Origin of the sequence: Streptomyces peucetius, from assembly GCF_025854275.1 — a bacterium.
Lineage (GTDB): Bacteria > Actinomycetota > Actinomycetes > Streptomycetales > Streptomycetaceae > Streptomyces > Streptomyces peucetius_A.
In genome coordinates, this window is record NZ_CP107567.1 from 5,247,110 (window position 1) to 5,268,102 (window position 20,993).

A 20,993-nucleotide genomic window follows, 5' to 3' on the forward strand; every position below is an offset into this window, starting at 1 on the left:
CAAATCCCAGACAGCCTGCCGCGTCTGCCGACGGCGTTGTCCGCCGACCGCGGTTACCCGTTCATTGTCGCGTGCGTCGCTGTGACCGCCGAGGTGTTCCCCCTCTCAGTTTTTCCCGCGGCACCGCAGACGCAGTCGAGGTGGGGAACGATCCGTTCGGACCGCCAGGACAGTTGCGGCAGCGACACCTCCCACCTGGATCCGGTGCTCGCCGGTGCTCCGCCGTCGAGGAACGACAGCGCGTGGCAGGCAGCCAGTCCCGACACCGCCGTGGCCAGCGCGACGTCGCAGGCGGCCACGGATCTGCGCCGGCCGGAGCGCCACTGCGCAAGCAGCCGCGGCCTTCCCGGGTCGAGATCCGCCCGCCCCCGCTCCATGCAGCCCCCGCACGCCGTACAACCGGGCAGCACCAGGGGACCGACGACTCCGGTGGCCTCCACAACGCCCGTATAGAGGTGGGGGATGCCGCTCGCGATCCGGTCCTCGGCTTCCTGGAGCGCGGGCGCGTACGCGGCCAGCCCGTCGCGCGGCGCCAGGATCACCAGGCTGAGCCCCGGCTCCCCACCGGCCGGGTCCCGCGGCCCGGTGGTACGCAGTGGACCGGCCGGAGCGGCGCGCCGCACCAGCCGCCGGGCTGCCGCATCCCTGCGGTCCCCGACGGCCTCGGCGGGCAGTCCGCAGGGAGCCACGTCCCCGGGCTCGGTGTATCCGCCGTCCAGCACTTCGACGCATCCCACGCCGGCGGCCGACAGCGTCGCGGCGACCGACGCACCCACCCGCCCGGCTCCGCGCACCTGGACCCGTATGGCACGCCGGGCCGCCACGCGTCCTGCCGCCCCGCCCGGTTCGGGATGGATCACGGACATCGAGGCGATGTCCGGACGCAACCGGTCGTGGGCCGCGGCCCGTTTGCGCAGCGCGGCGACCGCCGGGCCGCCGGCCGTGGGGTCGTCGAGCAGGCCCGCGGCCGTCAGACGGCGCACGAGTGCTTCCGCTCTGCCCTCCGGCAGGCCCATGGACCGCGCCTCCTCGCGCAGCAGCGGCAGACCGCGGGTCCCGTCCAGCAACTCCATCAGGGCGCCGGTCGCCGTGTCCACGGGCCCCACAGTCACCGCATGCGCGGGCGTCACCCCGAACTGCACCGACTGCCGGTCCCGCCATGCCCGCCGCAAAGCAGGCTTCATCATCGGATGCATATCCGCTTCCCCCGTCGACTTTTGGCACGGTTCCCCTTCGGCACGGCTATCCGAGAGCCGTGTCCGAACCGTTGCCAGGATGCAGTGCCGGGGAGATGCGCGTGAAAAGTTGTCCACAGGTGCGGGGTATTAGTCGTTCAAATGGTGCAGTCATGGAGTGGATCACGTGGGGAGCATCCTCGGGGCGGGACTTCTCCCACGGACAGCGGGTAACGTCGGGGCGTGTCCGTCGATCCCCCTCGCCTCGCTGGGGAGACCTCACCGCGCACCGCGGGAGGCCAGCAGCGCAGCGCGCCACGTCACCCGCCCCGCGGATCGGGAACGAGCGCGGTCGAGGTCCGCCGCAGCGCCCGGCGCAGTCGGACGGTGTCCGCGTACCGGGAGGGCGACCGGACCATCGTGCTCATTCCGGCCCGTATGTCGGAGGCGGAGGAACGGCGCTGGGTCGGCGTCATGCTGGACAAACTCGCCGCCCAGGAGAGCAGACGGGTCCTCGGTGACGCCGAACTCACCGAGCGTGCGGAACGTTTGTCCGACCAGTACTTCGACGGGCGCGCCAGGCCGGCGTCCGTACGCTGGGTGACGAACCAGAACACCCGCTGGGGCTCGTGCACTCCGGCGGAGGGCAGCATCCGGCTCTCCCACCGTCTTCAGGGCATGCCGGAGTACGTGGTGGACTACGTGCTCGTCCACGAGCTGGCCCATCTGCTCGTTCCCGGTCATGGACCCCGGTTCTGGCGGCTGATGGAGGCCTACCCGCGCACCGAGCGCGCCCGCGGTTATCTGGAAGGCGTCGTCTCGGCCGACCGGTTGCCGCATCTGCCGCCCGCCCGCGGAGAGTGACGGAGCGACGGTCCTGTACCGAATGTGTACCGGCTTGCCTCAATGTCGGACTCAGCGGTTAGCCTGACGCGACGCATTCAATTCGGGATGGGGGACGGTCGTAACGCATGGCCAGGGAATTCCAACGCGGCCACAAGGCCAAGATCAGTGATCTTACTCCGGGGACGGATCTGTACGTAGGCGTGCAGATCGCCGCTCCTGGTCTGACCTTCGACATCAGCTGCTTCGGGCTCGATGCCAACGAGCAGCTCTCCGACGACCGGTACTTCATCTTCTTCAATCAGCCGAAGTCGCCCGAGGAGTCCATTCAGCTGCTCGGCGCGCAGTCCGGCGACACCGAGTCGTTCCGCGTCACGCTCGACCGCATCCCGGCGAACATCCACAGGCTCTCCTTCACCGCCACGATCGACGGTGCCGGCCAGATGTCGCAGATCGGCCCCGGATACATTCGCATCGTCGCCGGTGGCGAAGAGGTCGTCCGGTACGCCTTCACCGGCTCCGAGTTCACCACCGAGCGCGCCGTGATGCTGGGGGACTTCTACCTCAAGGACGTGTGGCGCTTCGCTGCCGTCGGCCAGGGATTCGACGGCGGTCTCGAGGCCCTGCTGAAGAACTTCGGCGGCGAGGTCGCCGAGGAGCAGCCGGCCGCGCAGGAGCCGCAGGGTGCGGCCCCCACGTTCGCGCCGCCTCCACAGGCATCCGCACCGGCTCCGGCTTTCGGCGCCCCGGCGGCTCCCGCTGCCCCTCAGGCACCGCAGCCCGCGCCCGCCTTCGGCGCTCCCGCGCCTCAGGCACCGGCGCCCCACGCTCCGGCCGCTCAGGCCCCGGCCGCGCCGCAGAATCCGCAGATGCATGCCGCGCCGACCATGGCAGCGCCGATGACCCCGCCGGCCGGCACCGTCCCGCCGCCCGCCCCGTCCCCCTACGGTCAGCCGCCGCAGCAGCCGCAGTTCGGCCAGGTCCCCGGTCAGCCGCCCGGTCAGATGCCGGGCCAGATTCCCGGCCAGGCTCCGGGCCAGATGCCGCAGCCCGGCATGCCGTCGCCGTACGGTCAGCAGGCCCCCGCCCCGTACGGCCAGCAGCCTCCCGGTATGCCCCAGGGCGGCGTGCCCCAGGGCGCCCCGCAGGGCGGCGCCGGTCTGCAGGCCGCCCTGCAGCCGTACCGCGAGACGGCCACGGGCCAGCGATGGACCCCGCAGAACCAGCAACTCATGCGCGTCGACCTGACCATGGGCGGCACGCCGGTGCTCGCCCGGCAGGGCAGCATGGTCATGTACCAGGGCAAGGTCGACTTCGGTTACAAGGGCGCCGGCTTCGCGGGCCGCGTCGTCGGCAACGCGACCGGCCAGGAAATGCAGTTGATGCGTTGCAGCGGACGCGGCCAGGTCTTCCTCGCCGAGGAAGGCGCGCATCTGCACTCCATCGAGCTGCAGGGCGACGGGATCTGCGTCTCCGCGGAGAACGTCCTCGCCTTCGACGAGTCCTTGCAGCACGAGGTCCGCCGCATCGAGGGCCACGGCATCCCCGGCGGCGCGCTGTTCACGATGATGTTCCAGGGCACGGGCACCGTCGTCGTCAAGACGCACGGCATCCCCGTGGTCCTGCCGGTCACGCCCACCACGTTCGCCGACTGCAACGCGGTCGTCGCCTGGTCGGCGGCCTCGCAGGTCATCCTCTCCAGCCAGGTCCGGCTGCGCCGCAACGCGTACCCGGGACACAGCGGAGAGACCGTGAACCTGCAGTTCCGGGGAGCCCCCGGCAACTTCATCGTCGTCCAGCCGTACGAGGTCTGAGGGAGCCCGAAGAAATGAACCAGCAACTCGCGGGCTTCGCCCCGACCCCTGTGGTGGCCCGGATGGAAAACCACGGCCGCACCATGCTCAAGGTCGCCATGGCCACCGGCCAGGACCTGTACGCGCGTACCGGATCGATGGTCGCCTACGAGGGCTTCGTCCAGTACGAGCCCAACCCGCCCGCCGTCCGTCAGATCGCCGCCCAGTGGGTGACCGGCGAGGGCGCGCCCATCATGAAGTGCTCGGGTGACGGACTGCTCTACCTCGCCGACTACGGGGCGGACATCGTCGTCATCAACCTCAACAACGACTCCATCTCTGTCAACGGGACCAATGTGCTGGCCTTCGACGCGCACCTGCAGTGGGGCGTGGAGAAGGTCAAGGGACTGGCCAAGTTCGCCGGCCAGGGCCTGTGGAACGTGGAGATCGCGGGCACCGGCTGGGTCGCCCTGACCTCGCGCGGCACCCCGATCATGGTCGACTGCGGCCGCGGCGAGGACGAGACGTACGTCGACCCCGACGCCCTCGTCGCCTGGTCCCCGAACCTGAAGGTGAAGGGCAAGCGCAGCTTCAAGGCGTCCTCGCTGATCGGGCGGGGGAGCGGCGAGGCGTACCAGATGGCCTTCTCGGGCCAGGGCATCGTCGTCGTGCAGCCGAGCGAGGACAGTACCGACCGCCTGCGGATCCGGCACTGAGGGGGAGCGAGAACAATCATGCAGAGCCCGCTTTTCAGCTACGCAGAACAGCAGAGCCAGGACCGGTACGTCGTGCAAAACCCGCAGTTGCTGCGGGTCGCGCTGACCGGACACGACGACGTCCTCGCCCGCAAGGGCGCCATGGTGGCGTACCAGGGACTGGTCGACTTCGACGGCGAGTACCAGACGAGCAGCCAGCGCCGGGCCCGCGCCAACACCGGTGAGGGTCTCGACCTGATGCGCTGCTCCGGTCAGGGCACGATCTACTTCGCCAACCTCGCGCAGTACATCCACGTGGTGGACGTCGACCAGGAGGGCATGACCGTCGACAGCGCCTACGTCCTGGCGCTCGACTCCACGCTGCACACCGAGGTCATCGCGGTGGACAGCCAGTACGGCATCTCCGGCTCCGGCAAGTACCAGCTCAACATCTCGGGCCGGGGCAAGGTCGCGCTGATGACCTCGGGCCAGCCGCTGATGATGCAGGTCACCCCGGACAAGTACGTCAACGCGGACGCCGACGCCATCGTCGCCTGGTCCACGGGCCTGCGGGTGCAGATGCAGGCGCAGACGCACTCCTCCGGCGTGCGCCGCCGCCGCGGCAACACCGGAGAGGGCTGGGAGCTCAGCTTCCTCGGCCAGGGCTTCGCCCTGGTCCAGCCCAGCGAGGTCATGCCCCCGCAGAACGCGGACATCGGCCAGGGCGTGCGTGCCCAGTTCGGTGTCGGCCAGCACGGCTCCCACGCCCAGAACCAGAACAACGCCTGGAACTAGCGGCGGAGCACGTACGGGTACACACGGGTGAGGGGCGGTCGCCGGGCGACCGCCCCTCACCCGTGGGCGGTCACAGACGCGCCCTCGTACGCTCCATGAGCCGCATGACGGAGGCGTCGGCGACCTCCGCCACCTCGTCGTACCGGAACCAGCGCAGGTCCAGCGACTCGTCGCTGATCGCCCAGGTCGCGCCTGCCGGGGCGAGCGCCGCGTACTGCACGTCCAGGTGCCAGTGGCACGGCGCCGGGATCGCGTGCCGGTCGAGGGTGACCGGCCCGCCGGGCAGCAGGGAGAGCCCGGTCATGCCGGACTCCTCCGTCGCCTCACGCAGTGCGGCTCCGGCGAGGCTCGTGTCGTCCTGCTCGCAGTGGCCGCCCATCTGCAGCCACATGCCGAGCTTCCGGTGCAGCGTCAGCAGCACCTGCCCGCGCTCCGGGTCGATCACCAGGGCGCTGGCGGTCAGATGCCCGGCCCGGCAGGACTTCCACGTCCCGTCCGGGTGGGCCGCCAGATGGTCCAGGTAGGTCCGGCGCAGCTCTGCCTGGTCCCCGTGGGCGTCGTAGCCCTTCAGCACGAGGACCGCGTCGTCGTGAAGGCTCACTTGCCGGTGTCGTCCTCGTCCTCGTCCGTGCCCGGAGTCCCGGAAGGGCCGGAGTCCTCGGGGCGGTCCTTGTCGAGCTTGGTGCTGCCCTTGCCGCCGGCCGCCTCGCCGAGCATCTTGTCCAGCTCGGAGAAGTCCAGCTGCTCGCGGTGGACGAAGCCGTCCGGGTCGTCGAGGTCGGTGGCCGTCGGCAGCATGTCCGGGTGCTCCCACAGGGCGTCCCGCCCGTCCATGCCGCGCGCGTCCGTGAGGGACGCCCACAGCCGTGCGGCGTCCCGCAGCCTGCGCGGACGCAGCTGGAGGCCGATCAGCGTCGCGAACGTCTGCTCGGCGGGGCCGCCCGAGGCCCGGCGCCTGCGCAGCGTCTCGCGCAGGGCGCTCGCCGACGTCAGCCGGGACGAGGCGGCCTCGTGGACCACCGCGTCCACCCATCCCTCGACCAGAGCGAGTGCGGTCTCCAGACGGGCCAGTGCCGCCTTCTGCTCAGGGGTGTCCTCCGGCTGGAACATGCCCTGCTGGAGCGCTTCCTGCAGCTGCTCGGGATGCGTCGGGTCGAACTGGCCGACCACGTCCTCGAGCTTGGTCGTGTCGACCTTGATCCCGCGGGCGTACCCCTCGACCGCACCGAACAGATGCGAGCGCAGCCACGGCACATGGGCGAAGAGCCGCTGGTGGGCGGCCTCCCGCAGGGCCAAGTAGAGCCGCACCTCCTCCCTGGGAACGCCGAGGTCCTTGCCGAGCGCATCGATGTTGAGCGGGAGGAGCGCGGCTTTGCCGGCCGGGCCGAGCGGCAGCCCGATGTCGGTCGAGCCGACCACTTCACCGGCCAGTACACCGACGGCCTGTCCGATCTGCTGACCGAACATCGCACCGCCCATCGACCGCATCATTCCGATCAGCGGACCGGCCATGGCCTGCATCTCCTCGGGCAGCACATCGCCCATGGCGAGGCCGACGCGCTCCGCGACCGGGTCGACGAGCTGCTGCCATGCCGGGAGCGTCGCCTCGACCCACTCGGCGCGGCTCCACGCCACGGCGGTGCTCGCGCCGGAGGGAAGCGACGTGGCGCCGTCCAGCCACAGGTCGGCCAGCCGCACCGCCTCCTCGACCGCGGTCCGCTCGACCGGGCCGACGCTGGCGTCCTTGGTGCCGTCCGGCGTGCCCTGGGAGACGGTCTGGCGGGCGATCTGCTTCGCCATGTCCCAGTTGACCGGGCCGCCCTCGTAGCTCAGCATCTGGCCGAGCTGCTGGAAGGCCGCACCCAGGTCGTTCGGGTTCAGGGAGCCGAACATGGCCGCGAAGGGGTTGTCCCCGCCGCTCCCGAATCCGAAGGGATCGGCCGGGGACCCGCCGGAGCCCTGGCCACCTTCGCCGCGATTCTTCTTCTTGCCCTCGTCGCCGTTCTCCGGCTCCTCCGGCGGAAGGCCGAATCCGAATGGGGTGTCACTCACGGGTTTCCTCGGCTCGTAGGGCCGCCGGCTTCCTGCCGGCGGCGGCTGCCCGACAACACCACCCAGCGTAGACATCCGAACCGCTTACGGGCTCGGTGCTCCGCCGACACGGGGCCTGCGGCAGGATGGACGCCACCTGGTGCGTATGCGTCGTTCGCTTGCGTACTGAAGACAACCGCTGGAGACGCCTGGTGAGTTCCCCAGATCCGCAGGTTCGCGCAGCGCGAAACCACTCAACCCCGGCCGCCGGCCGCGGGCCGTCCGGCCGTGGCCCCGTCGTCGCGGTCACCGGCGCCGCCACCGGCGTCGGCGACCTGCTCACCCGGCGCCTCGCCGAGTCGGACGAGGTCAAGCAGGTCGTGGCCCTGGACGAGCGCCGCGGCGAGGCGACCGAGGCGCAGTGGCACATCCTCGACGTACGCGACCCGGCCATCGCGGAGAAGCTCCGCGGCGTCGACGTCGTGGTGCATCTGGCGCTCGACCTCGGCCTGGAGTCCGACCCCGCCGCGCGGACCGCGTACAACGTCCGCGGCACCCAGACGGTGCTGACCGCGGCCGCCGCCGCCGGCGTCCACCGGGTCGTCCTGTGCACGTCAGCCATGGTCTACGGGGCGCTGCCCGAGAACGACATCCCCCTCTCCGAGGACGCAGAGCTGCGCGCGACGGCGGAGGCCACCGGTGTCGGCGACCTGCTGGAGATCGAGAGACTGGCCCGTCGCGCGCCCCGTGCGCACCCGGGCCTCAACGTGACGGTGCTCAGGCCGGCCGTCCTGGTGGGCGGCACGGACACCGCCCTCACCCGCTACTTCGAGTCGCCCCGGCTGCTCGTGGTCGCCGGATCGCGCCCGACCTGGCAGTTCTGCCACGTCGAGGACCTGGTGAGCGCCCTGGAGTACGCCGCGCTCGAGAAGGTCGAGGGCGAGCTGGCCGTGGGCTGCGACGGGTGGCTCGAGCAGGAGGAGATCGAGGAGCTCAGCGGCATCCGGCGGATGGAGCTGCCTTCGGCGGTGGCCCTGGGCGCCGCGGCCCGCCTCCATCGCATCGGGCTCACGCCCTCGCCGGCTGGGGACCTCGCGTACACGATGCACCCCTGGGTGGTGAGCGTCAGTCGGCTGCACGACGCGGGCTGGCGTCCGCAGTGGACCAACGAGGAGGTGCTGGCCGCACTCCTGGAGGAGGTGGAGGGCCGTCACACGGTGGCCGGCCGCCGGCTCGGCCGCAAGGACGCCACAGCCGCGGGCGCCGCGGGCGCCACCGTCGCGCTGCTCGGCACGGCCGCCCTGGTGCGCCGGGCGCGCAAGGCGCGGCGGAGGATCTGAGGGGCGGGACCGGGTCGCCTGCCGGGCGACGGGCTGCGGCGAGGCGCCGAGCTTGTGCGAGGCTCCAAGGAGGATCGCCCCCGAACGGTCGAATGGGCTATTCCGCGTTGTCGGTGCGGTACGGCACGATGGACGCCATGGCACGCACGTACGACCATCCAGGTGAGCAGGCGGCGAAGGACCCGATCCGTCTGCTGGCGATCCGGGACACGCCGCTGTCCCTCGACGAGGTCTTCGCGGCGGTCGGCGACGACGCCGCGGGCGGCACGGCGCTGTTCGTCGGCACCGTGCGCAACCACGACGGTGGCGCCGATGTCGACACCCTTGGTTACTCCTGCCACCCCACGGCGGAGGCGGAGATGCGCCGCATCGCCGAGAAGGTCGCCGCGGACTACCCCGTCCGGGCGCTGGCCGCCGTCCACCGTGTGGGTGACCTGGCAGTCGGTGACCTCGCGGTGGTCGTCGCCGTGTCGTGCCCGCACAGGGGCGAGGCGTTCGAGGCCTGCCGGAAGCTGATCGACGATCTCAAGCACGAAGTGCCGATCTGGAAGCACCAGCGCTTCTCGGACGGTACGGAGGAGTGGGTCGGGGCCTGCTGACCGGTCCGGACGAACGGGCCGTGCCGATGCGACGGGCCCTGAAACCCGGTCGGTGCCCATCCGCCCGATTTGCGTAACAGCACCCCTGCCGTGAGCGTTGAAGCGGCAGATGGCTAATCTGCTGATCAGTCGATGCTTGCGCTCATGGGGTAGGGAGGTCGCGATGGCAGTTCTGGTCTGGTTGCTGATTCCGCTTTTCGCTGCTGTCGGTGCTGCGATATGGGCGGGCTGGGCGTCCAGAGACCGTACGAGCGGCGATGTCGCCGAGCTCGCCGGCTATGCCCGCTTCCGCGACGCGATGGACAGGGTCTCCGGCACCGACGCCGTACGTCCCTGACCGACGACCGACCGCCCCGCAGCCGTCGAGCTGCGGCCCCGGACGGACCGGCCCCGACGGTGGCATCACAGGCGTGTCCCGTACTGTCGTTCCATGCCACGCCGCACCGCGACGATGCTCGCCTCCACGCTCATCTTCATTGCGCTGCTCTGCGCAGGCGTGTTCCTCACAGTGCCGTACGCGAAGATGTCCCCCGGGCCGACGGTGAACACCCTCGGGTCCGCGGACGGTGAGCCGGTGCTCGACATCTCCGGCCGCAAGACCTACGCGACGACCGGGCATCTCAACATGACGACGGTCCGGGTCACCGGTGCCGATTATCAGATGAACCTCCTCGAAGCCGTCTACGGCTGGGTCGCACACGACTACGTCGTCGTGCCGCACGACACGCTCTACCCGAACGGGAAGACGGAAGAGGAGTCGACGCAGGAGAACGCCGAGGAGTTCAGCCAGTCGCAGGAGAGCGCCAAGGTCGCCGCTCTGCGGGAGCTGAAGATCCCCGTCAAGCAGCGCGTCGTCGTCTCCTCCGTCGTCAAGGGCTCGCCGTCGCAGAACAAGCTGCACGCTGGAGACGTGATCCGTGCCGTCGACGGCACGTCCGTCAAGCAGCCGGAGGACGTCGCGAAGCTCGTCGTGAAGCACAAGCCCGGGGAGAAGGTCGTCTTCACCGTCGTGCCGGCCGACGATGCCGCCGCCGCGGAGAAGGCGGGCAAGGAGCCGGTGAACACCGAGAAGGTCACGGTGGAGACGGTGAAGGCCGAGGACGACGGCCGGGCGATCGTCGGGATCCAGGCCGGGACCGACCACACGTTCCCGTTCGAGGTCGACATCAATCTGGCCGACGTCGGAGGCCCGAGCGCCGGTCTGATGTTCGCTCTCGGCATCGTCGACAAGCTCACGGCCGGGCAGCTGACGGGCGGCAACTTCGTCGCCGGAACGGGCACCATCGACGATGCCGGCAAGGTCGGACCGATCGGCGGCATCGAGATGAAGCTGGTCGGAGCGCGCAAGGCGGGTGCGGAGTACTTCCTCACGCCCAGCGCCAACTGCGCCGCCGCGGCCTCCGACACCCCGGACGGGCTGACGCTGGTGAAGGTGGACACCATCAAGGACGCGCGGGCGTCCCTGACCAAGATCGAGGCGGGTGACACCGCCGCACTGCCGAGCTGCTCGGCGGGCTGACACCGCAAGCCCCTGAGCCGCAGGCCCGCGAGCCCGCGAGCCGCACGCCGCGAACGACGACGCCGTGCCCCCACCGGGGGCGCGGCGTCGGCATGCGGCGGGGTTACGCCTCGAAGGTCGCGTACAGGGCTTCGGCCAGTCCCGGGACCAGGCCCGCTCCGGTGAGCACCTCGTTCGGAGAGTCCTTGGCGCGCAGCCGCAGCGCCGACTCACGCGTGCCGTCGCGCAGGACCGCCACCGTCATCCGGACCTCCTGGCGGTCCGGGTGCTCGGCCACCCACTTGGTGAGGGCGGTGTCGTCGAGGCCGACCGGTACGTCGGACTCCGCCGAGGGCGGCAGCATCAGCCGCTCCACGGTCAGGGCGCAGCCGGCGACCGCGTCGGGCCACGCGATGGTGCCGAGGAACTCGTCCAGCGGGGTGCCGGCCGGGATCTCGTCCTGTTCCACGGGGGTGAGGGGGGCGGCCTGGTCGCCGGTGTCGAGACCGAGCTGTGAGGCCAGCCCCGGCTCCTGGGAGCGCAGCTGAGCGGTGTCGACCAGAGCGAAGAGCCGGGCCGGCTGGTCCCAGCCGAGAGTGGCCGCGTACTCGTCGATCTCGAGCACGGCGCGGGTGAGTGGGGTCGCGGCCATCGGGGGGCCGGAAGAAGAAGCGTTGGGCATGGTCAATATCCTGCCTCCTTCCTGCCCCGCGGCGGGAACTAGGTAAAGCCTTAGTAAGTTGCATAAGTGGGCTCTACGATCGCGGGGCCCGATTCACACAACCGCGAACTTCAAGGGGCGCACGTTGGCTTTCCAGATGCCGGACCGCGGCGGAGGCCCGACAGGGCCACGGATGAGAGTGGGCCGGCCGTCCCGGCGTGTCCGCACCCTGCTCATGACACTGGGTGCTCTGGCCGTGCTGGCCATGGTGTTCGTCATGTTCTCCGGGTTCTGGACCGACTGGCTCTGGTACCGCTCGGTCGATTACTCCTCGGTGTTCACGACAACCCTGTGGACCAAGATCGGCCTGTTTGCCGTCTTCGGTCTGCTGATGGCGACTGCCGTCGGCGTGAACATCTGGCTGGCGCACCGGCTGCGTCCGCCGCTCAGCGCGATGTCGCTCGAGCAACAGAGCCTCGACCGCTACCGGATGAGCATCGCCCCCTACAAGAAGTGGGTGCTCCTCGCGATCACCGCACTCGTCGGGCTGATCGCCGGAGCGTCCGCCACGGGGCAGTGGCGGACCTGGCTCATGTGGGTGAACGGGGTGTCCTTCGGCGAGAAGGACCCGCAGTTCAACATGGACGTGTCGTTCTTCGCGTTCGACCTGCCCTGGTACCGGTTCCTGCTTGGCTTCGGTTTCGCGGCCGTCGTGCTGTCGCTGATCGCCGCCGCGCTGACCCACTACCTGTACGGCGGGCTGCGCATCACCAGCCCGGGCGCCCGCGCGACCGCCGCGGCCACCGGACACCTGTCGGTGCTGCTCGGCCTCTTCGTCGCGCTGAAGGCCGTGGCGTACTGGCTGGACCGGTACGGCCTCGCCGTGAAGTCGAGCGACTTCAAGACGACCGACAACTGGACAGGTCTGCGCTACGTCGACGCCAACGCCTATCTGCCGGCGAAGACGATCCTGTTCTGCATCGCCGTCATCTGCGCGCTGCTGTTCTTCGCGACGCTGTGGCGCCGCACCTGGCAGCTGCCGGTGATCGGTTTCGGTCTGATGGTCCTGTCGGCGATCCTGATCGGCGGCCTGTACCCGGCGATCGTGCAGAAGTTCCAGGTCCAGCCCAACGAGCAGGCCAAGGAAGCGCCGTACATCGAGAAGAACATCGAGGCGACGCGCAAGGCCTACGGCATCGACGGGGTGAAGCCCGGGGACTACACGGGCAGGGGCGAGGTCAAGAACCCGGAGCAGCAGCGGAAGAACGCCGACGCCGCCGCCAGCTACCGCATCAACGACCCGAACATCGTCTCGCCGACGTTCCAGCAGCTGGAGCAGGAGCGGAAGTACTACCAGTTCCCCTCCACGCTGGACGTCGACCGGTACGACGGCCAGGACACGGTCATCGGTCTGCGCGAGCTCAACCTCGCCGGGGTCGACAAGCGCAACTGGATCAACGACCACTTCACCTACACCCACGGCTTCGGCGCCGTCACCGCCAAGGGCACCGCGACCGCCGAGGGCACCAGCGGCTCGCCGGCGTTCACCGAGTCCGGCCTGCCGACCAAGGGCATGCTCGGCGACTATGAGCAGCGGATCTACTACGGCGAGAAGACCACGCAGTACTCGATCGTGGGCGGCCCCCAGAAGGAGCTGGACTACGAACGGGACGGCGGCGGCCAGGTCACCACGAGCTACAAGGGCAAGGGCGGCATCGACGTCTCGGGCCCGCTCAACCGCGCCGCGTACGCCGTCGCCTTCAGCGAGCCGCAGATCATGTACTCGGGAGCCATCGGCGACGGCTCCAAGATCCTCTACAACCGCACGCCCAAGCAGCGCGTCGAGGCGGTCGCCCCGTGGCTGACCATCGACGGCGACGCGTACCCGGCCGTGATCGGCAAGCGGGTCCAGTGGGTCATCGACGCGTACACCACCACGAACGGATACCCGTACGCCTCGCGGACGACGCTGGGCGACACCACGGCCGACTCGCTGACCGACCGGCAGCGCGCGGTGGTCGCGCAGCAGAACCAGGTCAACTACATCCGTAACTCGGTGAAGGCCACCGTCGACGCCTACGACGGCACCGTCACGCTGTACGAGTGGGACGAGAACGACCCGGTTCTGAAGACCTGGAAGAAGGCCTTCCCGGGCACAGTGAAGGACAAGGCCGACATCCCGGACGAGCTGCAGGCGCATCTGCGGTACCCGCAGGACATGTTCAAGGTCCAGCGTGAGCTGCTCTCCCTGTACCACGTCACGGACGCGGACCAGTTCTACAACGCGAGTGACGCCTGGCAGGTGCCCAACGACCCGACGAAGTCGGACAGCAACGCGGTTCCGCCGTACTACCTGTCGATGAAGCTGCCGGGTGACAAGGCGCAGCAGTTCTCGCTGACGACGACGTTCACCCCCAGTGGACGGCCCAACCTCCGGGCCTTCATGGCGGTGGACGCCGATGCCACGAGCGCGGACTACGGCAAGATCGAGCTGCTGCGGGTGACGGACGACAATGTCGACGGCCCCGAGCAGGTGCAGAGCCGGCTCAACCGCCATGGTCCCATCGCCACTTACGTCCGCGACCTCAAGGGGGCGGACTCCACGATCAAGTACGGCAATCTGCTGACCGTTCCCCTCGACAGCGGATTCCTGTACGTGGAGCCCATCTACGCGCAGGGCCGCGGCTCGGAGTTCCCACTGCTGAGCAAGGTGGCTGTGGTCTACGGGCAGAAGATCGGCTTCGCCGACGACCTCGCCGGAGCCCTCAGCCAGGTCTTCGGGACGGAGAGCGCGCCGGACGAGGAGACACCTCCGACGGAGCCGGCCGAGCCGCCGACCGAGCCCACGGAGCCCCCGGCCACCGGGGAGGCCGCGCTCGAGGACGCCATCGCGGACGCCCAGAAGGCGTACGACGACGCCAGGGCCGCCCTGGAGAAGGAGCCGACGGACTGGGCCGCCTACGGCAAGGCACAGGCCGATCTGGAGGCCGCGCTGAAGCGGGCTGCCGACGCGCAGAGGGCTCAGCCGGACTCCGCGCCTGGTTCAGGGTCCGACGCGAAGCCGGACGCGAAACCGGAGGCCACGCCGGACGCCAAGCCGGACGAAGGGTCGCCAGGGGACTGAGCAGGCACCATCCCGCGTCGTGGTACGGTTGCAACACAACGACGCGGGGTGGAGCAGCTCGGTAGCTCGCTGGGCTCATAACCCAGAGGTCGCAGGTTCAAATCCTGTCCCCGCTACTGAAGAAGAGGGCCCGGATCCTTCCAGGATCCGGGCCCTCTTCATGCTGCCCGCTTCTTTTTGTGGCACCGAAGTGCGTGCCGCGGCACGCGAGTTGGGCCCATTCGTGTTTGACTTATCTCTCTGTGGGCATGTCGACAAAACGCTGAAGTGACCTCACTGGCTGCGGTATACCAGGTGTACGCGGGTTGCGGGTGGTGCGACGATGGAATTTATGGGGGACAGGGCAACTCTGTTGGAGACAGGGCGGTTTGTGCAGCCGCAGGCCAGGGATGTGGCGGACGCGATCGACGCGGGTGTCGGTGCCGACCGTCACGGCAACGACGACACCGACAACAGCACCAACACCGGCAACAGCACCGAGACCGACAACAGCACCGACGCGCTGGAGACCGCCGGCGCGGAGGCGCGTCACCGGAGCGCCGCGGACGCCGGGGACACCGCGGCCATGAGCGTCCTCGGTGCGCTGCTGCTGCGCCGTGGAGACCTCGACGGCGCGGAGCCCTATCTGCGGGGTGCGACCGCCGACGGCGACCGCGCGGCGGCCAACAACCTCGGCGTGCTCCTCCACCAGCGCGGTTACGCGGACGAGGCGGCCGGCTGGTGGCGGATCGCCGCCGTCGCCGGCTCAGCCGCCGCCGCGCACGCCCTGGGACGCCACTTCCGCGAGCGGGGCGACGAGCCCGCCGCCGAGTACTGGCTGCGCCAGTCCGCCGAGCAGGGCCACGCCCTGGGCGCGTACGCCCTCGCCGACCTGCTGGAGCACCGCAGGGACACGGGGGCGGAGCGCTGGCTGCGCACGGCGGCCGAGCAGGGCCACCGCGAGGCGGCGTACCGGCTCGCCCGCACCCTGGAGCGCCGGGCCGCGGAAGAGTGCCGCACGGGTGACGCGCTCGGCCGGCTGGTCTGCGGCGCGCCCGCGGACGGAGGCGCCGCCGCCGCGCGGCCCACCGGCGCCCCGGAGCGCAGGGCAGCCGCCGCGCGGACGGCCGGCACGGCCCGCAACGGCGAGGCCGCCGCCCCGAAGCGCGCTGCACGGAACGCCCCCGCCCCGCGGCCACCAGCCGCGGCCGGTGGCCGCCGGGGCGACGCGGAGCGCCCCGGCGGCGTCTGGCAGACGGACGCCGCGCTGCGCGCGCTCGCGGACGCGGAAGCCGCGAACCGGGCCCCCGACGCGGCCGCCGGCGCGAACGGCACCAACGACACGAGCGGCACGGGCAGGGCCGGACGGCGGGCCCGTACGGCCGGGGCCGGCGGACATAGCCCCGCCGCGAGCGGCACGGACAGCGGTCCCGTCGCCCTGGGCCGGGCCCTGCTGGACGAGGCCGCCCAGTGGTACCGGCAGGCCGCCGCACGCGGTCACCGGCGGGCCGCGCTGCACCTCGGGGCGATCCTCGAGAAGCGCGGCGAACTCAAGGAAGCGGGCCGGTGGTACCTCACCGCCGCCAAGGAGGGCGAGGCCCGCGCCGCCTGCGCGCTCGGCTTCCTGCTGCGCGACGCCGGCGACGAGGAGAGCGCCGCCGTGTGGTGGCTGCGTGCCGCCCAGGACGGCGACGGCAACGCGGCCAACGCCCTCGGCGCGCTGCACGCCGCGCGCGGCGAGCAGCAGACGGCGGAGCGCTGGTACCGCGCAGCCATGGACGCGGGCGACGTCAACGGCGCGTACAACCTCGGACTGCTCTGCGCCGCCCAGGACCGTACGCCCCAGGCCGAGCAGTGGTACCGCCGCGCCGCCTACGCCGGGCACCGGGAGGCCGCCAACGCGCTGGCCGTCCTGCTGCTGCAGGCCGGTGACCCGGTGGGTGCGGAGCCCTGGTTCTCCAAGGCGGCCGAGGCCGGAAGCGTCGACGCGGCCTTCAACCTCGGCATCCTGCACGCCGGCCGCGACGACGACCGTACGGCTCTGGCGTGGTACGAGCGGGCTGCCGCGGCCGGGCACACCGAGGCGGCGCTCCAGGTCGGCATCGCGCTGCTCCGGGACGGTGACGAGCAGGGCGCGGAGCGTCACCTGCGCTGCGCCGCGGGCGGCGGCAGCGCGGAGGCGGCGTTCCGGCTCGCCACCGTGCTGGACTCCCGCCGGCCGCCGCCCGGTCCGCCGGCGCTCGGTGAGCCGGTGGCGGAGAAGGGCGAGTGCGAGGAGTGGTACGAGCGGGCCGCCGAGCAGGGTCACCGCCGGGCCCAGGTGCGGGTGGGCATGCTGGCCGCCGCGCGCGGTGACATGGCGCAGGCCGCCCGCTGGTACCGGGAGGCGGCCGAGGCGGGCAGCCGCAGCGGTGCGTTCAACCTGGGACTGCTCCTCGCCCGCGAGGGAAGCGAGCGGGAGGCGTCGCTGTGGTGGACCCGTGCGGCCAGGGCCGGTCACGGCAGGGCCGCGCTGCGTCTCGCGCTGCTCGCCGCCCGCAGGGGCGAGCTGGCCGAGGGCCAGCGGTGGTGCGCGCGGGCCGTCGAGCTCGGTCCCGCGGAGGTGGCGGCGCGGGCCGCACGACTGCGCGAGGCGCTGCTGCAGGAGCTCACCGCATAGGGATTTGCGCTGGTCGGCGGGGTGCCGTAAGGTTGTGTTCATCGACGCGGGGTGGAGCAGCTCGGTAGCTCGCTGGGCTCATAACCCAGAGGTCGCAGGTTCAAATCCTGTCCCCGCTACTGAAACCAGAGGGCCCGGATCTTCCAAGAACCGGGCCCTCTGGCGTTTCATGCGGACGCCTGTGCGGCGTCCGCCGTCCGTACGACCACGAGAAGGCCCCCGACGATCGCGTCGGGGGCCTTCTCGCGGTCGTACGGCGGGATCTAGCCGGCCGCGCAGTTCGGGCAGGTGCCGCGGTAGGTCACCTCGACGTCGGAGATCGTGAAGCCGAAGCGCTCCGTGTCCGGCAGGTCGGCCAGTGGGTTGCCCACCGGGTGCACGTCACGGATGGCGCCGCAGCGGGCGCAGACGAGGTGCTGGTGCGGGCGGTGCGCGTTCGGGTCGTACCGCTTCGCGCGGCGGTCGGTCGACACCTCGAGGACCTCGCCGAGGCTCACCAGTTCGCCCAGGGTGTTGTAGACGGTCGCCCGGGAGATCTCCGGCAGCCTCTCCGCGGCGCGGGCGTGCACCTCGTCGGCGGTCAGATGGACATGCTCGCCGTCGAGGACCTCGGCCACCACACGCCGCTGTGCGGTCATGCGCCAGCCGCGTCCGCGCAGTCGCTCCAAAAGGTCACTCATGAGGCCAGCCTAACAGCGCGGGACATGAATCCCGAACGGGTGTGGTTTTGGATGCTCACTTGACTTAGACAATGTCCATTGTAGGATCGGGATCGGCGCTGACCAAGGGCAGGAAGTGCCGAAAGACCACTGGGCAGTAAATGACGCAGGAGGCGCACGTGACGCAGGGACCGCTCACCACGGAGGCCGGGGCTCCGGTCGCCGACAACCAGAACAGCGAGACCGCGGGCGTCGGCGGGCCGGTGCTTGTCCAGGACCAGCTCCTGCTCGAGAAGCTCGCGCACTTCAACCGCGAGCGCATCCCGGAGCGCGTCGTCCACGCGCGCGGCGCCGGGGCCTACGGCACCTTCACGGTGACCGCGGACGTGACCCGGTACACCCGGGCCACGTTCCTCTCCGAGGTCGGCAAGCAGACCGAGACGTTCCTGCGCTTCTCGACCGTCGCGGGCAACCTCGGTGCGGCCGACGCCGTCCGTGACCCGCGGGGCTTCGCGCTGAAGTTCTACACCGAAGAGGGCAACTACGACCTCGTCGGCAACAACACCCCGGTGTTCTTCATCCGGGACGCCATCAAGTTCCCCGACTTCATCCACACCCAGAAGCGCGACCCGTACACGGGCTCGCAGGAGGCGGACAACGTCTTCGACTTCTGAGGTCTGAGCCCGGAGTCCACCCACCAGGTGACCTGGCTGTTCGGTGACCGGGGCATCCCGGCCTCCTACCGCCACATGGACGGCTTCGGCTCCCACACGTACCAGTGGAACAACGAGGCCGGTGAGGCCTTCTGGGTCAAGTACCACTTCAAGACCGACCAGGGCATCAAGAACCTCACCGCCGCGGAGGCCGAGGAACTGGCCGGCAAGGACCCCGACTCGCACCAGCGCGACCTGCGCGAGGCCATCGAGCGCGGCGACTTCCCGTCCTGGACCGTCGGTGTGCAGATCATGCCGGTGGCGGAGGCGGCGACCTACCGCTTCAACCCGTTCGACCTGACCAAGGTCTGGCCGCACGCCGACTACCCGGTCATCGAGTTCGGCAAGCTGGAGCTCAACCGCAACCCGGAGAACATCTTCGCGGAGGTCGAGCAGTCGATCTTCAGCCCCGCCCACTTCGTGCCCGGCATCGGCCCGTCCCCCGACAAGATGCTCCAGGGCCGGCTCTTCGCCTACGGCGACGCCCACCGCTACCGCGTCGGCATCAACGCCGACCACCTGCCGGTGAACCGGCCGCACGCCACCGAGGCACGCACCCACTCCCGTGACGGTTTCCTGTACGACGGCCGTCACAAGGGCGCGAAGAACTACGAGCCGAACAGCTTCGGCGGCCCGCACCAGACGGACCGCGCGCTGTGGCAGCCGGTCGCCGTCACCGGCGAGACCGGTGAGCAGACCACGCCCCGGCACGCCGAGGACGACGACTTCGTCCAGGCGGGCAACCTCTACCGCCTGATGTCAGAGGACGAGAAGCAGCGTCTCGTCGACAACCTCGCGGGCGCCCTCTCCGGTGTCACCCGCGACGACATCGCCGAGCGCGCGATCAGCAACTTCCGTCAGGCCGACGGAGACTTCGGCAAGCGGCTCGAGGCCGCGGTCCAGGCCCTCCGCGGCTGATCGGTACCGCCTGCCGTAGAAGAAGGGGCCGGATCTCTGTCCAGGGGGCCGGCCCCTTCCGCGTACCCGAAGGATTCGGGCGGCCGTGCATCCGGGCGGCTGTGCGCCGCGGAGTTCAGGCGACGGTCGTCACATGACGCCTGGCCGGTGCCCAGCAGCGGATGATGTCGCGGACGGAGACGACGCCGACCGGTCCGCCGTCGTCCATCACGATCAGATGGCGGAAGCCGCCGTGTGCCATGGCTCCGGCCGCCTCGTCCAGGGTCCAGGAAGGCGCGGCGAAGACGACGTCGGTGGTGGTGTGGGCGCCCGCGGTCTCCAGGTCGGGGTCCTGCCCCAGGCCGACCGAGTTCAGGATGTCGCGTTCGGTGAGGATGCCGAGGCTCGCGTCGGAGTCGAGGACGACGGCCGCGCCGACGCGGCGTGCGGCCATCAGCCGGGCCGCCTGGCGGAGTGTGTGTGCGGGTCCGATGGTGAGGACCACGGTGCTCATGGCGTCACGGACGAGCATGAATGGAGCCACCTCCTTGGTGATCGGCCGTTCGAGAACCGATTCACAAGTTCACAAGTGGGGGGACTCTCAGAGTTGCAGTCCTTGGATACGGCAGCAAGGGGGCGTGCGCGGACTCATGGGCCCGCCGTGTGCCGGCGAGCGCTCCGGCGTGCGCCCTCGGGGGACGGATCCGCGTCGCGGCGGCCGGTGAGGTTCAGTAACGCTGGTTGAGATAGCCCAGCAGCTCGTGATGGAGGAGCCCGTTCGACGCCGCGGCATTGCCGCTGTGCGGACCGTCCTGCCCGTCGAGGCCGGTGAACGAGCCGCCCGCCTCCTGCACCACGATCGCGGGAGCCGCCATGTCCCACAACGAAAGCTCCGGCTCGGCGCAGATGTCCACCGAGCCTTCCGCGACCATCATGTACGGCCAGAAGTCGCCGTATCCCCGGGTGCGCCAGACCGCCCGCGTCAGATCCATGAACCCGTCCAGACGGCCCTGGGCCTCCCAGCCGGTCAGTGACGAGTAGGCGAACGAGGCGTCCTGGATGCGCTCCACCTTCGAGACGTGCAGCCGGGTCGCCGAGGTCAGGCTGCGGCCCGTGTACGCGCCCGCCCCCTTCGCCGCCCACCAGCGCCGCCCGAGCGCCGGGGCGGACACCACGCCCACGACCGGCTGGAAGCCGCCCTCCCCCGCCTCCATCAGCGAGATCAGCGTCGCCCAGACCGGCACGCCGCGCACGTAGTTCTTGGTGCCGTCGATGGGGTCGACGACCCAGCGGCGCGGCCCCGTGCCCTCGATGCCGTACTCCTCGCCGAGGATCGCGTCACGCGGCCGTGCCCGTTGCAGATGGCCCCGGATCAGCTCCTCCGCAGCCTTGTCCGCCTCGCTCACCGGAGTCATGTCGGGCTTGGTCTCGACCTTGAGGTCCAGAGCCTTGAACCGCTCCATGGTGGTGGCGTCGGCGGCGTCCGCGAGGACATGGGCGAGGCGCAGATCATCGTGGTAGTCGGGCATGGT

General features: G+C 70.6%; 17 protein-coding genes, 2 tRNA genes and 1 pseudogene. 13 read left to right on the plus strand and 7 right to left on the minus strand.

Going from position 1 to position 20,993, the window contains the following annotated elements; all coding sequences use genetic code 11:
- Positions 1-53 precede the first annotated feature (53 nt).
- On the minus strand, positions 54-1,196 hold the full coding sequence (locus OGH68_RS24280; protein WP_264247081.1) for a ThiF family adenylyltransferase: 1,143 nt from the start codon (positions 1,194-1,196) through the stop codon (positions 54-56).
- A gap of 222 nt (positions 1,197-1,418) precedes the next feature.
- Between OGH68_RS24280 and OGH68_RS24285 the strand changes: the two genes are divergently transcribed.
- The 4 genes from OGH68_RS24285 to OGH68_RS24300 all read left to right on the plus strand — a co-directional run bounded on the left by OGH68_RS24285 (position 1,419) and on the right by OGH68_RS24300 (position 5,301).
- Entirely contained in the window at positions 1,419-2,039 is a 621-nt protein-coding gene (locus tag OGH68_RS24285) for a M48 family metallopeptidase (protein WP_264247083.1), read from the plus strand.
- A gap of 107 nt (positions 2,040-2,146) precedes the next feature.
- Complete coding sequence (locus OGH68_RS24290; protein WP_264247084.1) at positions 2,147-3,832, plus strand: TerD family protein; 1,686 nt, start codon at positions 2,147-2,149, stop codon at positions 3,830-3,832.
- A 14-nt stretch (positions 3,833-3,846) separates the two neighbouring features.
- Positions 3,847-4,527 (plus strand): AIM24 family protein, encoded by a 681-nt coding sequence (locus OGH68_RS24295; RefSeq protein ID WP_264247085.1) that lies wholly within the window; start codon positions 3,847-3,849, stop codon positions 4,525-4,527.
- An 18-nt stretch (positions 4,528-4,545) separates the two neighbouring features.
- The gene (locus OGH68_RS24300; protein ID WP_264247086.1) at positions 4,546-5,301 is read left to right on the plus strand and encodes an AIM24 family protein; all 756 of its coding nucleotides are present in this window, start codon (positions 4,546-4,548) and stop codon (positions 5,299-5,301) included.
- Positions 5,302-5,371: 70 nt separating this feature from the next.
- On the opposite strand, the gene OGH68_RS24305 is transcribed toward OGH68_RS24300, so the two are convergent.
- Together OGH68_RS24305 and OGH68_RS24310 are read right to left on the minus strand one after the other, a co-directional pair.
- Positions 5,372-5,902, minus strand: coding sequence for an NUDIX hydrolase (locus OGH68_RS24305; RefSeq protein WP_264247087.1), 531 nt, complete (start codon positions 5,900-5,902; stop codon positions 5,372-5,374).
- Positions 5,899-7,353 carry a zinc-dependent metalloprotease gene (locus OGH68_RS24310; RefSeq protein ID WP_264247088.1) on the minus strand — a complete coding sequence of 485 codons (1,455 nt, stop codon included), beginning with the start codon at positions 7,351-7,353 and terminating at the stop codon, positions 5,899-5,901. Before OGH68_RS24310 ends, OGH68_RS24305 begins: the two co-directional genes overlap by 4 nt.
- A 191-nt stretch (positions 7,354-7,544) precedes the next feature.
- Between OGH68_RS24310 and OGH68_RS24315 the strand changes: the two genes are divergently transcribed.
- From OGH68_RS24315 to OGH68_RS24330, 4 genes are all read left to right on the plus strand, one after another.
- A complete protein-coding gene (locus OGH68_RS24315; RefSeq protein WP_264247089.1) occupies positions 7,545-8,672 on the plus strand; it encodes an SDR family oxidoreductase in 1,128 nt (375 codons plus the stop codon).
- Between the two features lie 137 nt (positions 8,673-8,809).
- Entirely contained in the window at positions 8,810-9,271 is a 462-nt protein-coding gene (locus tag OGH68_RS24320) for a molybdenum cofactor biosynthesis protein MoaE (RefSeq protein ID WP_264247090.1), read from the plus strand.
- Positions 9,272-9,434: 163 nt separating this feature from the next.
- Positions 9,435-9,608, plus strand: a complete 174-nt coding sequence (locus OGH68_RS24325; RefSeq protein WP_264247091.1) for a hypothetical protein — start codon at positions 9,435-9,437, stop codon at positions 9,606-9,608.
- Between the two features lie 93 nt (positions 9,609-9,701).
- On the plus strand, positions 9,702-10,790 hold the full coding sequence (locus tag OGH68_RS24330) for a PDZ domain-containing protein (protein WP_264247092.1): 1,089 nt from the start codon (positions 9,702-9,704) through the stop codon (positions 10,788-10,790).
- A 103-nt stretch (positions 10,791-10,893) separates the two neighbouring features.
- On the opposite strand, the gene OGH68_RS24335 is transcribed toward OGH68_RS24330, so the two are convergent.
- Positions 10,894-11,451, minus strand: a complete 558-nt coding sequence (locus tag OGH68_RS24335; protein WP_264247093.1) for a PPA1309 family protein — start codon at positions 11,449-11,451, stop codon at positions 10,894-10,896.
- Positions 11,452-11,587: 136 nt separating this feature from the next.
- Between OGH68_RS24335 and OGH68_RS24340 the strand changes: the two genes are divergently transcribed.
- The 4 genes from OGH68_RS24340 (at position 11,588) to OGH68_RS24355 (ending at position 17,311) form a co-directional block, all read left to right on the plus strand.
- Complete coding sequence (locus tag OGH68_RS24340) at positions 11,588-14,554, plus strand: UPF0182 family protein (protein WP_264250256.1); 2,967 nt, start codon at positions 11,588-11,590, stop codon at positions 14,552-14,554.
- A gap of 42 nt (positions 14,555-14,596) precedes the next feature.
- Positions 14,597-14,670: transfer RNA gene (locus OGH68_RS24345), tRNA-Met, on the plus strand.
- A gap of 206 nt (positions 14,671-14,876) precedes the next feature.
- Entirely contained in the window at positions 14,877-17,192 is a 2,316-nt protein-coding gene (locus tag OGH68_RS24350) for a tetratricopeptide repeat protein (RefSeq protein ID WP_264247094.1), read from the plus strand.
- A gap of 45 nt (positions 17,193-17,237) precedes the next feature.
- Positions 17,238-17,311 (plus strand) — tRNA-Met (locus OGH68_RS24355).
- Between the two features lie 144 nt (positions 17,312-17,455).
- On the opposite strand, the gene OGH68_RS24360 is transcribed toward OGH68_RS24355, so the two are convergent.
- Complete coding sequence (locus OGH68_RS24360; RefSeq protein ID WP_264247095.1) at positions 17,456-17,872, minus strand: Fur family transcriptional regulator; 417 nt, start codon at positions 17,870-17,872, stop codon at positions 17,456-17,458.
- A gap of 158 nt (positions 17,873-18,030) precedes the next feature.
- Here OGH68_RS24360 and OGH68_RS24365 point away from each other — a divergent pair.
- Positions 18,031-19,482, plus strand: a pseudogene (locus OGH68_RS24365) (catalase).
- A 115-nt stretch (positions 19,483-19,597) separates the two neighbouring features.
- Here the strand turns inward: OGH68_RS24365 and OGH68_RS24370 are convergent.
- Complete coding sequence (locus OGH68_RS24370) at positions 19,598-19,993, minus strand: cyclic nucleotide-binding/CBS domain-containing protein (protein WP_264247096.1); 396 nt, start codon at positions 19,991-19,993, stop codon at positions 19,598-19,600.
- Positions 19,994-20,189: 196 nt separating this feature from the next.
- Entirely contained in the window at positions 20,190-20,990 is an 801-nt protein-coding gene (gene hisN / locus OGH68_RS24375) for a histidinol-phosphatase (protein ID WP_264247097.1), read from the minus strand.
- Positions 20,991-20,993: the final 3 nt, after the last annotated feature.